This window comes from Postechiella marina (assembly GCF_039538365.1).
Lineage (GTDB): Bacteria > Bacteroidota > Bacteroidia > Flavobacteriales > Flavobacteriaceae > Postechiella > Postechiella marina.
The window spans coordinates 578,272-591,391 of record NZ_BAABCA010000001.1 but is presented as its reverse complement, the minus strand read 5'-3'; the positions used below and the strand labels follow the sequence as shown (position 1 = coordinate 591,391).

14 protein-coding genes are annotated in these 13,120 nt (G+C 30.3%); 7 read left to right on the top strand and 7 right to left on the bottom strand.

Annotated features, from left to right (window positions below; genetic code table 11):
- Window position 1 precedes the first annotated feature (1 nt).
- From ABD715_RS02380 to ABD715_RS02355, 6 genes are all read left to right on the top strand, one after another.
- A complete protein-coding gene (locus ABD715_RS02380) occupies window positions 2-1,177 on the top strand; it encodes an aspartate aminotransferase family protein (RefSeq protein ID WP_344786466.1) in 1,176 nt (391 codons plus the stop codon).
- 167 nt (window positions 1,178-1,344) lie between these two features.
- On the top strand, window positions 1,345-2,733 hold the full coding sequence (locus tag ABD715_RS02375; RefSeq protein WP_344786465.1) for a tetratricopeptide repeat protein: 1,389 nt from the start codon (window positions 1,345-1,347) through the stop codon (window positions 2,731-2,733).
- 53 nt (window positions 2,734-2,786) lie between these two features.
- Window positions 2,787-3,707 (top strand): polyprenyl-phosphate transporter, encoded by a 921-nt coding sequence (locus tag ABD715_RS02370; RefSeq protein WP_344786464.1) that lies wholly within the window; start codon window positions 2,787-2,789, stop codon window positions 3,705-3,707.
- Complete coding sequence (locus ABD715_RS02365; protein WP_344786463.1) at window positions 3,707-4,726, top strand: DUF368 domain-containing protein; 1,020 nt, start codon at window positions 3,707-3,709, stop codon at window positions 4,724-4,726. Before ABD715_RS02370 ends, ABD715_RS02365 begins: the two co-directional genes overlap by 1 nt.
- The gene (locus ABD715_RS02360) at window positions 4,719-5,456 is read left to right on the top strand and encodes a shikimate dehydrogenase family protein (protein WP_344786462.1); all 738 of its coding nucleotides are present in this window, start codon (window positions 4,719-4,721) and stop codon (window positions 5,454-5,456) included. Before ABD715_RS02365 ends, ABD715_RS02360 begins: the two co-directional genes overlap by 8 nt.
- A 109-nt stretch (window positions 5,457-5,565) precedes the next feature.
- Entirely contained in the window at window positions 5,566-7,512 is a 1,947-nt protein-coding gene (locus tag ABD715_RS02355) for a DUF349 domain-containing protein (protein ID WP_344786461.1), read from the top strand.
- 36 nt (window positions 7,513-7,548) lie between these two features.
- Here ABD715_RS02355 and ABD715_RS02350 read toward each other — a convergent pair whose 3' ends face one another.
- The 7 genes from ABD715_RS02350 to ABD715_RS02320 form a co-directional block, all read right to left on the bottom strand.
- Window positions 7,549-8,130, bottom strand: a complete 582-nt coding sequence (locus ABD715_RS02350; RefSeq protein WP_344786460.1) for a TlpA family protein disulfide reductase — start codon at window positions 8,128-8,130, stop codon at window positions 7,549-7,551.
- An 86-nt stretch (window positions 8,131-8,216) separates the two neighbouring features.
- Window positions 8,217-9,092 carry an anti-sigma factor gene (locus tag ABD715_RS02345; protein WP_344786459.1) on the bottom strand — a complete coding sequence of 292 codons (876 nt, stop codon included), beginning with the start codon at window positions 9,090-9,092 and terminating at the stop codon, window positions 8,217-8,219.
- Between the two features lie 74 nt (window positions 9,093-9,166).
- The gene (locus tag ABD715_RS02340; RefSeq protein WP_344786458.1) at window positions 9,167-9,838 is read right to left on the bottom strand and encodes a Crp/Fnr family transcriptional regulator; all 672 of its coding nucleotides are present in this window, start codon (window positions 9,836-9,838) and stop codon (window positions 9,167-9,169) included.
- Between the two features lie 123 nt (window positions 9,839-9,961).
- Entirely contained in the window at window positions 9,962-10,393 is a 432-nt protein-coding gene (locus tag ABD715_RS02335) for a DUF5606 family protein (protein WP_344786457.1), read from the bottom strand.
- A 54-nt stretch (window positions 10,394-10,447) separates the two neighbouring features.
- On the bottom strand, window positions 10,448-11,038 hold the full coding sequence (def, locus tag ABD715_RS02330) for a peptide deformylase (protein ID WP_344786456.1): 591 nt from the start codon (window positions 11,036-11,038) through the stop codon (window positions 10,448-10,450).
- 74 nt (window positions 11,039-11,112) lie between these two features.
- Window positions 11,113-11,523: a Holliday junction resolvase RuvX gene (gene ruvX / locus ABD715_RS02325; RefSeq protein WP_344786455.1), complete on the bottom strand. Its 411-nt coding sequence runs from the start codon at window positions 11,521-11,523 to the stop codon at window positions 11,113-11,115.
- Window positions 11,524-11,627: 104 nt separating this feature from the next.
- Entirely contained in the window at window positions 11,628-11,900 is a 273-nt protein-coding gene (locus ABD715_RS02320; RefSeq protein WP_344786454.1) for a hypothetical protein, read from the bottom strand.
- Window positions 11,901-12,229: 329 nt separating this feature from the next.
- On the opposite strand from ABD715_RS02320, the gene ABD715_RS02315 reads away from it, so the two are divergent.
- Window positions 12,230-13,045 carry a 2,3,4,5-tetrahydropyridine-2,6-dicarboxylate N-succinyltransferase gene (locus tag ABD715_RS02315; protein WP_344786453.1) on the top strand — a complete coding sequence of 272 codons (816 nt, stop codon included), beginning with the start codon at window positions 12,230-12,232 and terminating at the stop codon, window positions 13,043-13,045.
- Window positions 13,046-13,120 lie beyond the last annotated feature (75 nt).

Sequence of the window (13,120 nt, the reverse complement as noted above, 5' to 3'; positions counted from 1 at the left end):
TATGAAACAAGACTTTCTAAAACATCAAGCGCAAACATCCCCTCACCCATTGGCTATGGAAATTTCTCATGCCAAAGGCTCTTACATTTACGATAAAAATAATAAAGCCTACCTAGATTTTGTAGCTGGAGTCTCTGCATGCACACTTGGACATGGTCATCCAAAAGTCGTTAATGCTATAAAAAAACAGCTAGATTCTTATTTACATGTTATGGTTTATGGCGAATACATTCAAGAACCAGCAGTAGAATTAACAAAACTACTAGCTCTACATTTACCTTATCCTTTAGAAAAAACATATTTAACTAATTCGGGTACAGAAGCTATTGAAGGTGCATTAAAATTAGCAAAACGCGCAACTGGTCGATCAGAAATTATTTCAGCAAACAAAGCATACCATGGAAACACCATGGGCTCTATGAGTGTTATGGGGTTTGAGGAACGTAAACAAGCTTTTAGACCTTTATTGCCCAACATTAAATTTATAACCTTTAATAAGGAATTAGATTTAGAATTAATTACTACCAAAACAGCCTGTGTTATTTTAGAAACCATTCAAGGTGGCGCTGGTTTTATAGAGCCAAAGAATAATTATTTAGAAAAAGTTAGAGCACAATGTGATAAAGTTGGCGCTTTATTAATCTTAGACGAAATACAACCTGGTGTAGGTAGAACCGGCAAACTATTTGGTTTCGAAAACTATAACTGTGTTCCAGATATACTGGTTTCTGGAAAAGGCTTAGGAGGAGGCATGCCAATAGGTGCGTTTACATCTTCAAGCAAACTAATGGATTTACTGCAAAATACCCCCAAGTTAGGCCACATCACTACCTTTGGAGGTCACCCTGTAATTGCAGCTTCTGCGCTAGCAACATTGCAAGAAGTTACAGAAAGCAATTTAATAGCAAATACGCTTGTTAAAGAAGAATTAATAAGAAAGCACTTAGTGCATCCGCTTATAAAAGAAATTAGAGGAAAAGGCTTAATGCTCGCTTTAATTATGCCTTCTTCCAACATAGCAAATCAACTCATATTAAAAGCTCAAGATCATGGATTAATCCTTTTTTGGCTTCTTTTTGAGCCTAAAGCTGTAAGAATTACACCGCCTTTAACCATATCTAATCAAGAAATTATAAGTGGTTGTAGTATTATAATTAACATTTTAGATCATATTTAAAAAAGCCACAAAACATTTTAAAATACTGAAAATCAAACAAAAACAACTAAAAAAAAGCTTTTAAAGCTTATATGTTCATTACTTTGTTAAAAACATTTACTGTAATTTTTAAATAAAGCAAAATAGAATACTATTTTTAATAAAGTAAAACACTTACAAATCTGCGTATGGAGTTTAGTCATAGTGACAACAATAATTTATCTTTAACTAAGTTTGAATCAATGCTTAAAACAAATCATATTTTGTTTTTTGATTCGGAGGAATTTGAAAATATAATTCACCATTACCTTAATCAAGGTAAAATAGCCTTAGCTAAAAAAGCAATTCGTTTAGGACTAGATCAACATCCAACGTCAACAAATTTAAAATTATTTAAAGTAGAAGTTTTTGTTTTTGAAGATAATTTAATTGAAGCCGATACCCTATTAAACGAGCTATATATTTTAGACCCAATGAATGAAGAAATTCATATTCAAAAGGCTAATATATTATCTAAAAAAGACAAGCACGAAAAAGCCATAGAAGTACTAAAAAAAGCCTTAGAACTTACTGATGATGTAGTAGATTTATACTCTTTAATAGGTATGGAATACCTGTTTTTAGATCAGTTTGAAAATGCTAAAGAGTTTTTTATAAAATGTTTAGAAGTAGATTTAGAAGATTACTCTGCACTTTATAATATTATTTATTGTTTTGATTTCTTAGATCAAAATGAAGAAGCCATAGAATATTTAAACATCTTTTTAGATAAAAATCCTTACTCTGAGGTTGCTTGGCATCAATTAGGAAAGCAATATTTAACCATAAAAAAGTATAAAAAAGCACTTGCTGCGTTTGACTTTGCTATTATAAGCGACGATACATTTATTGGCGCATATTTAGAGCGTGGTAAAGTTTTAGAAAAATTAAAAAGATATAACGAAGCTATAGAAAGCTATAATTTAACACTAAGTCTAGACGATCCAACATCGTATGCTTTGCTCCATATTGGTAAATGTTATGAAAAACTCGGCAATAGTGATTTAGCTGTTCAATACTATTACAAAACAGTGCACGAAGATCCTTTATTAGATAAAGGTTGGATTGCTATTACTAAATTTTACAATAAGCAAAAAAACTACCCAAAAGCATTATACTATATTAATAAAGCTATTAATATAGATACAGAAAATGTTGTGTATTGGAAATTATATGCTCAAATAAATCAGCGATTAAAGTATTATGAAGAAGCTGAACGAGGATACAAAAAAACACTAGAACTAGGTAATTACGAATTAAACACATGGGTTTCTCGTGGCGATTTATTAATTAAATTAGGAGAGCTACAAGCTGCGGTTTACAATTACGAACAAGCCATGGATTTTTATCCAGAAAGTGCCGAAATAGAATACAGACTAGCTGGCTTATATTTTACATTAAATGAAGCTTCAAAAGGCTCTTACCATTTAAAAAACGGAATTAAAATAAATAATGAGTACTCGTTTATTATCGATGAGCTTTTTCCAGATATTATAAAAAATTTTAAAGTAAAATCTATTTTAAAATCAAAACTTTAATAAAAACGTTTCAGTAAAATGTATACCTTTGGTTTTCGCTTAAAAATCCAATTATGCAAAGACGTTTAACAGATTACGTAGTCATTTTTTTTAAAGGTTTAGCCATGGGTGCTGCCGATGCTGTTCCAGGTGTTTCTGGAGGAACAATAGCCTTTATTTCTGGTATATACGAAGAACTTATCTCAACTATAAGCAATGTAAAACCTGCTTTATTTAAAACACTTATAAAAAAAGGCTTTAAACCATTTTGGGAAGAACTAAATGGTAATTTTATTTTAGCGCTTTTGTCTGGCATAGTTGTAAGTTTTATAACTTTTATGAAACTAGCTAAGTACTTTTTAGAACATCACCCAATACTTATTTGGTCTTTCTTTTTTGGTCTTATAATAGCTAGTATTTATTTTGTGGGCAAACAAATTACAAAATGGAATGCAGCTACGGTAGTAGCTTTAATTATAGGTAGTGGCATTGCTTTCTATATTTCAACTTTAGCCACACAATCTAACTCAGACAGTTCTTTATTTTTATTTTTTGCTGGTGCTATTGCTATATGTGCAATGATATTACCAGGTATTTCTGGTTCATTTATACTTATAGTTTTGGGTGCTTATAAAATGCTTAGCGATGCTATTCATGATTTTGATATAAAAAACTTAGTCATTTTTGTTTGTGGCGCCCTGGTTGGCCTTTTAAGTTTTAGTCATATCCTAAAATGGTTATTTAAAAACTACCATAACATTACGTTAGCGCTTTTAACTGGTTTTATTTTTGGGTCGCTAAATAAAGTTTGGCCATGGAAAGAGACTTTAACTTGGCACACCAACTCTAAAGGCTTACAAACACCGTTACTACAAAAAAGTATTTCTCCGCTTTCTTTTGATGGAGAAAATCAAATTGTATATGCTATAATATTAATGATTATTGGATTTTTAACTATTTTTATTCTAGAAAAAGTAGGATCTAAAAAACAATAATGCAAAGTACGCGCTCTTTTACCGATAAAATTTTTCTAATCTTAAAAGGTTTAGGTATGGGTGCTGCAAATAAAGTACCTGGGGTATCTGGCGGTGTGGTTGCTTTTGTTGCTGGTTTTTACGAAGAGTTTATTTATTCGCTTAAAAAAGTAAATAGTAAAGCCTTTAAACTGCTAATAAGCGGACGCTTTAAAAGTTTTTATAATTATATAAACGGTCGTTTTTTATCCTTACTTTTCTTTGGGATGATATTAAGCTACTTTAGTGTTTCTAAAGTATTAGACTATTTAATACAACATTACCAATTGTTTGTTTGGAGCGTTTTTTTTGGTATGATTATAGGCTCCATATATCAAATAAATAAAGACTTTAAAGATTGGAATGCAAAAACATACACTTCTTTGTTTTTAGGAGCTATAATAGGTTTAAGCATTAGTTTTCTTAACCCAGCAAAAGAAAATGATAATTTATGGTTTGTTTTTTTCTGCGGAATTATTAGTGTATCTGGCATGACTTTACCTGGCTTTTCGGGCTCTTTTATTCTTATACTATTTGGCAATTATGTATTACTTTTAGTAGACTCTGTAAACGCACTATCGTTAACATTATACGAGGTATTTGGAGGTAATTTTAATTTTATTAATAATCCAGAACGCGTTAAAATTTTAAAAGTATTAATTGTTTTTACATTAGGCTCTATCGCTGGTCTTGTTACCTTTTCTCATCTTTTAAGTTATATTTTAAAACACTACAAAAGTATTACACTATCTACAATTATAGGTTTTATTATAGGCTCTTTGGGAGTTGTTTGGCCATGGAAAAAAACATTATTCAAAAAAGAAAATAACGGTGATTTTATTTTAGATTCTACCGGCGAAAAAATAATAGAAAACTACAAACGCTTTATTCCAGAACTAACTCCAGAAACATATTATGCCATTGCCTTTATTATTTTAGGTATTGCTATTGTATTAATGCTGGAATTATACGGTCAAAAAACAAGAAAAACACATGCATAAATTAGGCTTACTAGGTAAAAATATATCGTATTCATTTTCTCGAAATTATTTTAAAAATAAATTTGAAAAAGAAAATATTACAAATGTTTTGTATGAGAACTTTGATATTGAAAACATTTCTTTTTTTGCTTCAATAATAAAAAACACAGAAGGCTTAAAAGGGATGAATGTTACCATTCCATACAAAGAAGCTGTAATGCCATATTTAGATAAATTAGATAAAAAAGCTGAAGCTATAGGAGCTGTAAACACCATTAAAATTACAAAAAAAGGTAAACTCGTAGGTTATAACACAGATTGCTACGGATTTAAAAAGTCTATTATCAATCACCTAAAACCAAATCATAAAAGCGCATTAATATTGGGAACTGGTGGCGCAAGTAAAGCTATTATGTACACCTTAAAAAATTTAAATATAGAGTGCCATTATGTTTCTAGAAAAGCATCAAAAGGAGTTAGTTTTACTTACGATACACTAACTGCAGAAGATGTAGAAAAACATAATATAATTATAAACTGTACGCCATTAGGTACATTTCCAGATGTCGATGTTTGCCCAAATATTCCCTACTCAACCATTAGTAATCAACATATATTATTCGATTTAATATATAACCCAGAAGAAACTAAATTTTTAAGACTAGGAAAGCAAAAAAATGCAGTTACAATAAATGGCGCCAATATGCTTAAATTACAAGCAGAAAAGTCTTGGAGCATATGGAAAATATAATAATCAACAGTATATTAAAATATTAAAACAACTTACCGCTTTGTAAATACTTGAGTTGTTAGTATCTTTAAGCAATTAAACAAATTGACAAACCCTAAACATTTTTTAAATGTCTGAGACAGATAACCTGCCTAACGCAGATGGAAAGAAAGAAAACGAATCGGCAACAGAAGTAAATACTTCTATAACTAATAGTGATAACGATACTAATGAAGTTCCTATAACAAAGAAAACTCAAGTAGAAGCAACTAATAGCGACGATGAAGTTATTAATGAAATAGAAAAATCTAACGCTGAAGATGCTGAAGATGAAGGTAACAAAGAGAGACATTCTATAGAAGTTAAGGAATATGATAAAATGTCGTTAGAATCTTTAGTTATAGAATTAGAGAAACTTGTAAACAACCAAAAAGTTCAGGCCATTAAAACCCATGTAGATGGTATTAAAAACGAGTTTAATTCTAAATTCAACACCCTTATTGAAGAGAAAAAAGCTGAGTTTATAAGTGAAGGTGGAAACGAAATAGATTTTTACTACTCTACTCCTATTCAAAAACGATTTAAAGAATCTTACAAAGTTTATAGAAGTAAATTACACGAACATTATAAAAGCCTAGAACAAAATCTTAAAGCTAATTTAAATAGTAAATTAGAAATTATAGAAGAACTTAAAGGCTTAATTAATCTAGAAGAAAACATAAACACAACCTACAAGCACTTTAAAGAATTGCAAGAGCGTTGGCGTACAACTGGACCAATACCTAGAGACAAATACAATAATGCATGGAATAGCTACCACCACCATGTAGAAATATTTTACGATTTTTTACACTTAAATAGAGATTTAAGAGATTTAGACTTTAAACATAATCTAGATAAAAAATTAAAAATTATTGTACGTGCCGAAGAGTTAGCTCAAGATGATGATGTAATGCGAGCATTTAGAGAGCTACAAGAGCTTCATAAAATGTGGAAAGAAGAATTAGGTCCTGTAGGCAAAGAACACAGAGAGCTAATTTGGGATAGGTTTAAAGCTGCTACAAAAATTATTAATGATAAAAGACAAGTTTATTACCAAGAAGTAGATAAAATTTACGAAAAAAACTTAGAGCATAAACTTGAAATTATAACATCAATAAATGCCATTAATGAAGAGCAGATTAACTCTCATGGTACATGGCAAAAAAAGATTAAAGAAATAGAAGCTTTACGAGAAGCGTTTTTTAACGCAGGAAAAGTACCTGCTAAAGTAAACGAACCTACTTGGGCTAAATTTAAGGAAGCTGTTAGAACATTTAACAGACAGAAAAATGCTTATTATAAAGAGCTTAAAAAAGATCAATTTTCTAACCTTAAACAAAAACTTGAGTTAATAAAAATAGCTGAAGATAATAAAGACAGTGAAGACCATCAAGTTACCACTGCTTTGATGAAGAAAATTCAAAGTGATTGGAAAAAAATTGGACATGTACCAAGAAAGGATAGCGATAAAATTTGGAAACAATTTAAAAACGCATGTAATCATTATTTTGATAAACTTCACGCCTCTAAAAATGCAGCTAACCAAGAGTTTATTGATGCTTATAATAAAAAGCACGAATTATTAAATGTTTTAAAAGATATAAAACTACCAGAAGATAAAGACATAGGTCTTGAAACTATTAAAGGCTATATTTCTCAATGGAACGCTATTGGTAGAGTACCTAACGATAAACGCTATATTGAAGGTAAATTTGCCAAAGCCTTAGACACCTTGTTTTCTAAACTTGATATTGATAAAGAGCAGGTTGAAATGATTAAGTTTCAAAACAAGCTAGAAGAGCTAAGTAATGCTAACGATAACGGACGTAGTTTAGATAACGAACGTTCTTTTATTCGTAAAAAAATTGATGAAATTAAAGGGCAAATTAATCAACTTGAAAATAATTTACAATTCTTTACTAATGTAGACGATACAAATCCTTTAGTAAAAGAAGTACATAGTAACATTGCAAAGCATAAAGAAGACTTAAAAACTTGGGCTTCGAAACTTTCTAAAATAAAAGAATTATATTAAAAACATTTATTTTAATCCAAATAAAAGTGTTTTAGTTTAATTAACTAGAACACTTTTTTTATTTAATAAACCATCTATAGTTTCTCGTACCGTATTACTATTCCAGTTTGAAGCTCCAGATTTATCTATAACAATACTACCATCCTTTGCAATTAAAAATGTTCTAGGAATACTAGATACATTAAACTGATTTGGAGGACTTGTTAAACTACTATACACCTTAAATGAATAGTTATTTTTATTTAAAAACTTGTCTAATATTTCTACAGATTCGTTAGATATAAAAACAAAGGCTATTTTATCTCCATAGTCGTTATAAAGCGATTGCATACTTGGCATTTCGGCAATACATGGCGGACACCAAGTAGCCCAAAAATTAACTAAAACAACCTTATCTTTTAAGGTTTCAAAATCTAATATATGCCCATTATAATCTTTTAACGTCCAATTATAACTTTTTAATTTTCTTTGATTATTTTTTGATATTGTTGACGGACTTATTAAAGCCAAACCTTTATTAATAAAAACCTGAATAGGTAAACGTGTTTCTGGAACAACCATTAATATTAAAACCAGTAGTATTAAAAGATTGTTTCTTTTAGATTTATTTAATTTCATATTTTAAATATAAAAAGCATAGTCTCTAAGTCGAAACTATGCTTTAAATCTAACAAAAATGAGTTAAACAAAACTCATAAATCAATTTATCTTTTTACAGCACCAACTAATACAGAGACAGGACCTGTTGACATTGGTATTACTGTATGATTTGCTGCATCTGCAGGTACAACATGTGCTAATGGTTTTAAAGTAAAAGGTGCAGGGCTATTGTCTGGATAAGGCTCTACAGACACTACTATTGTTGCTCCTTTTAAATCGGTAGGAAATGTTAATCCAGAAGGTGCATTTTGAATAAAATCTTCACCTGGATACCCTGGCCCATTTCCTGCATCGCCTTTAAATACTGATGTTGCAGCATTGTCATCTGCCATATCTGCATCTGTAAAAGTTCCTGTACTTATTGGTGTACCATCAATAACTGCCCAACCTTCATATTTCCATCCAGCAGATAATGTTGGTAATTCTAACCCTTTTACAGCAGGATCTGCAGAGTTGTTTAAAAACCAAACACCGCTAGCTTCGTTAGTATCGTCTGTATCTGTTGGTGTTGCCAAAATATACTCGCCTGTTGCCGATGAGAAATCTGCTACTAAATTAGAATTTACAATAATTTGAGAATTCCCATTAAAATCACCAGCTAAAATTTTGGTATCTGCAGGACCTGCATCAGGGTCTACAGTAGGCTCAATAGAAAGAACAAATGTAGTGGCATCTGCTAATTGATTAGCATCTACTTCAAAAGATTGTGGAAATGTTACAGAAGAAAATCTACCTGTTGATATCGGTGCTCCATCTACAATAATCCAACCTTCATAAACAAAATCGTCTCCTAAAGCTTCTAATCCATCTAAATCTAATGTTAAATTAGAAAGGTTTGGAGTATTATTATCGTCATCGTCACTACAAGATGTAGCTAAAAAACCAACTGCCAATACAGCTAAAAACATGTTCTTAATCATAATATATTTTTTTTAAATTATTAATACTTCAAAATTATATTATAACTAGCTTATAAAATGTTAGCCACCTAACACTAAGCGATATTTTTATAAATTCTTATCTCTTTTCTACTAAATTCTATCACTTTTTCTTCTTTAAGCTCATTCATAAGAATATTTAAAGTCGGTCTAGAAGTCCCTATTAACGAAGCTATATCTTTTTGTGTATATGGATGATGTATAATTTTATCACCTGTTTTTTCGCAATCGTAACCATAATCTGTACACAATTCTTCTAAAAACTCTAGTAATCTTGTTTTTGTATCTTTAAATAATAATAACTGAAGTCTTCTTTCTAGTTTTTTAAGCTTAAACCCTATAAATTTATAAACTTTAAAACTAAAGGTTTGATTGTCTCGCATTAAATCGTGCATGGTTTGTACTCCAATGGGACAAATACTAGTAGTGTTATCTATAGATTGGGCAAACTCTTCTCGTTTATCGTTTCCAAAAATGGCAGTTTCTCCAAATAATTCGCCACGGGTTAAAATAGCTTTTACAATTTCTTGCCCGTCTTCGCTATAGTAGCCAATTTTTACTTTTCCCTTTTCTATTAAATATACTTTATTTGCAGAGTCTTCTTCAAAGTAGATATAATCTTTCTTTTTGTAAGCATCAAAATCGTGATTTGCCTTATAGGCCTTAAATTTGTGAGGACAAAGTACCTTAAAAAGGTTTACATCGTCAAAAAACCATACTGATTTCATGTCGTTTATGTTTAATCTATTGTTAGGTTTAAAAAGTCGTATTATAGTTAAATAACTTACATTAAAGCATAAAAAAACCTCCTTTAATAAGGAGGTTTTAATTAATATGTTAAAATTAACATATTATTCTTCTTCGTCTTTATTTTGAGTTTCTTTAGTATCAGCATCTAAATTGCCTAACAAATCGTGCTTGTGTAATAGATTGTACCACTGTATAACCTTTTTTATATCGCTAGGATAAACTCTATCTTCATCATAATTAGGTAAAATATCGAAAAAATATTCTTCTAATTTATCTTTTCCATCTTTATGTCCAACGCTAGTGGTATTACCGTTTTCTTTTTCTTTAATACTTTTAAAAACTTCTCTTAAAGGTACTTCTTCTTCTAAAGTATAGATAGCAATTTCGCTTAACACACTTACATTTTGGTGTACGCTTATAGATAAACGCTTTTTATCGATTAAAGATTCGGCTACAAAACCACCACGTGTTTGCGTTACTAAGTTATATAAACCTGGCTTTCCTGCAATAGCAATTATTTTTTCTAAACTCATAAATTATTTTTTGAAAGGCGCAAATATCAAGTGTTTCAAATCGTTTTGCAAATTTTATCGTTTCTTTTTTGCATTAGGAAAACGCATTCTGTAATCTACATCTATTTTTCCTTTAGAAATGTTACCCAATCTACCTTTTATTAATCGTTTTTTTAAGGTTGATAACAAGTCTGTAAACAAAACACCTTGAATATGGTCGTATTCATGTTGTATTACACGAGCAATTAAACCATCAAATACTTCTGTATGTTTTTCAAAGTTTTCATCAAAATACTCAATGGTAATTTTTGGTTTTCTAAACACATCTTCTCTTACATCTGGAATACTTAAACAGCCTTCGCAAAATGCCCACTCCTCGCCTTCTTCTTTTACAATTTTTGCATTAATAAACACACGTTTAAAATCTTTTAAACTACTTTGTTCTTCTTCACTTAAATCTTCATCATCAGCAAACGGGGCTGTATCAACTAAAAATAAACGAATTGGCAATCCTATTTGTGGAGCTGCCAAACCAACACCATAGGCATTATACATGGTTTCGAACATATTTTTTAACAAGTCGTCTAACTTAGGATAATCCTTAGTAATATCTATTGCTTTTTTCTTTAAAACGGGGTCGCCAATAGCGACAATAGGTAAAATCATGCTGATAATTTATTTTGTTTGGCAAAAATACAACTCTAAATATATTTTAATGTATTCCTTTTATAAAAATGTAATTATTGAGCGTATAAGTAACTTTGTAATATTAAGGTTGCACTAATTTCGTCTATAAGTGCTTTATTTTTTCGTTGATTTTTTTTCAAACCACTATCAATCATAGTTTGAAAAGCCATTTTAGATGTAAAACGTTCGTCAACACGTTTTAAAGGCATATCTGGAATTGCTTTTTTTAGCTTTTCTATAAAAGCTGCAATTAACACTTCACTTTCTGAAGCTGTATTGTCCATTTGTTTAGGTTCGCCAATTAGAAACAACTCTACTTTTTCTTTAGAAATATAATCTTTTAAAAATGAGATAAGCTCTTTGGTATTAACCGTTGTAAGTCCAGAGGCTATAATTTGCAACTCGTCTGTTACTGCTATTCCTGTTCTTTTACCTCCAAAGTCTATTGCTAATATTCTAGCCATATAATTATTTTATGCAAAAATACTCTATTAAACAAAAAAAGACCACCTTTTCAGATAGTCTTTTTTCAAATGATTTAACCTTAATAATCAATTTTTGAAATTTTTTAAGCTTTTCTTGCTTTATTAATTTTCGGGAATAATAATTTTATATTTTGAACTTTACGCTCACGATTTAAATAAATTCTAATATCGCTACTACTACGTGCAACTGCTTCTTTAATAATAGAAGGTTCTAAAATAATAGTTGCTTTGCTAGTAACTTCTTTACTTTCTTTTACCGCTACAACAGTTGTTTGCGTTTCTTTAGTTTCTATACTTTGTGCATTTGCAAAAGAGAAAGAAAATAATAAGATTAAAAAGAAGTAAAAAGTTTTCATTTGCTTGGGGGCTTTTGTTGGGTCAAAGATACCTTACACCTCAAGGTTTAAAAGAAAAAATTAGTTATAACACGCTGCATTTTCGTTTATTAGAGATAATGTATAAAACCAACGATAAATAGATAACAAGAGTGTTTTTATCGTTAAAAACACCTTTTACTTGTATTTAAACGATTCTGTAAAAGGACAAAATGATAAACTGCTTTTTTTATCCTGTTAAATGCATAATCAAAATCTCTTGTGTTATACAAAAACAGCATTATAATTATAAGCTTTTCATTCCTTTTTTTAAATGATACCTATTATATTTGCTCAAAATAAATATTTCGATGACACAATTACAACAAACTATAGAAAGCGCTTGGGAAGATAGAGCTCTTTTAAACGACGAAACAACAATTAAGGCAATAAGAGAAGTTGTTTCTCTATTAGACGCTGGAGAATTAAGAGTTGCAGAGCCTATTGAAGGTGGATGGCAAGTTAACGAATGGGTAAAAAAAGCTGTTGTTTTATATTTCCCAATTCAAAAAATGGAAACTATTGAATGTGGACCATTAGAGTTTCATGATAAAATACCGTTAAAAACAGGATATGCTGAAAAAGGAATTCGTGTTGTACCTCATGCTGTTGCAAGACATGGTGCTTACATTTCTGCTGGTACTATTTTAATGCCTAGTTATGTAAATATTGGTGCTTATGTAGACGAAGGTACTATGGTAGATACTTGGGCAACTGTTGGTAGTTGTGCACAGATTGGAAAAAATGTACACTTATCTGGAGGTGTTGGTATTGGTGGTGTTTTAGAGCCATTGCAAGCTGCTCCCGTAATTATTGAAGATAACGCTTTTATAGGTAGTCGTTGTATTGTTGTTGAAGGTGTTAGAGTAGAAACAGAAGCTGTTTTAGGAGCTGGTGTAACTTTAACCATGAGTACTAAAATTATTGATGTAACTGGAGACGAGCCTGTTGAATATAAAGGTGTGGTACCTGCACGCTCTGTAGTTATTCCTGGTAGCTACCCTAAAGAATTTCCTGCAGGAACTTACAACGTACCTTGTGCCATAATTATAGGTAAACGAAAAGAAAGTACTAACAAGAAAACATCGCTTAACGATGCTTTACGCGAGCATAGTGTTGCTGTTTAATTAAAGTATTAATAATAAAACAAATAACTATCTTGATTTTTATATTCAAGATAGTTATTTGTATAATCATATTCT